This is a genomic window from Mesorhizobium sp. M1E.F.Ca.ET.041.01.1.1, from assembly GCF_003997355.1.
Taxonomy (GTDB): Bacteria; Pseudomonadota; Alphaproteobacteria; order Rhizobiales; family Rhizobiaceae; genus Mesorhizobium.
The window spans coordinates 1-379 of record NZ_RZSL01001293.1; the positions used below are offsets into that span (position 1 = coordinate 1).

1 protein-coding gene is annotated in these 379 nt (G+C 66.0%); it reads left to right on the forward strand.

Translation table 11 applies throughout. From position 1 onward, the window contains the following. Positions 1–379: aldehyde dehydrogenase family protein (locus EOA38_RS38855; RefSeq protein WP_127301712.1), on the forward strand; the 379-nt coding region annotated here is incomplete at both ends.

A 379-nucleotide genomic window follows, 5' to 3' on the forward strand; every position in this document is an offset into this window, starting at 1 on the left:
CCGGCAAGCTGCGCATCGGCCACGGTATCGAGGCGGAAACCGAAATCGGCCCGCTCAGCAATGCAAGGCAGGCCGGCAAGGTGGAAGGCTACATCAAGGCCGGCAGCGACGAGGGCGCTGAACTGGTTGCCGGCGGATCGCGACTGACGGGCGAGCTCTATGACGGCGGCAACTTCATCGCGCCGACCGTCTTCGGCGCGGTGTCGGACAAGATGACGATCGCGCGGGAAGAGATTTTCGGGCCGGTCATTTCGGCGATGCCCTTCGACACGCTGGATGAGGTGGTCGCGCGGGCCAACGCAACGCCTTACGGTCTGGCGGCCGGTATAGTAACCGCCGCTCTCGGCTTCTCGCCCACGCTCGCGCGGAGCATCAAGGC